This window comes from Hyphomonas oceanitis SCH89 (assembly GCF_000685295.1).
In the GTDB taxonomy this organism is placed as follows: Bacteria; Pseudomonadota; Alphaproteobacteria; order Caulobacterales; family Hyphomonadaceae; genus Hyphomonas; species Hyphomonas oceanitis.
On record NZ_ARYL01000159.1, the window covers coordinates 1 to 599 of the forward strand.

The 599-nt window shown below is 57.3% G+C and carries 1 pseudogene; it reads left to right on the plus strand.

Annotated features, from left to right (window positions below):
- A pseudogene (locus HOC_RS22495) lies at positions 1-599 on the plus strand (hypothetical protein); the annotation flags it as partial.

Genomic DNA, 599 nt, shown 5'->3' on the forward strand with positions numbered 1-599 from the left:
CAATACCTCTATCCAGACATGTTGCTCGCCCGGGATTTACTGACGCGCAATGGCATCGAAACCCTGATCCTTGGTCCCGAGGCGCTGACTTTCGAGAATGGTGTTCTGACCTCCGGCGGCAGGACGATCGACATGGTCTATAACAGGCTCACGGATTTTGATCTGTCTGAGCCTGGAAACGCTCACTTGCGCGCCGCACTCCTGACGGACGCGGCGATTGTCAGTCCGGCGCCCCGCCATCACGCGCTCTATGCCGACAAGCAAAACCTGATCTGGCTAAGCGATGCAGATCTGCTTGAGTCCTGGAGCGCCGACGCGGTTCATCGGGCCGTTCTCTCGAAGATTCCTGGTACAAGGCGCGTCACAGAAGATGTCGCCGACGAACTCTGGACCGACCGACGAGGATATTTCTTCAAACCCGCTGCTGGCTTCGGCAGTCGGGCGACATATCGCGGTGACAAGCTGACCAAACGGGTCTGGGCGGATATTCTGGCTGGAAACTATATTGCCCAGGCGCTGATCGCGCCGACAATGCGAGCTGTCACTGTGGCTGGCGAGCGCATAACGCTCAAATATGATGTTCGGCTATATACCTATGC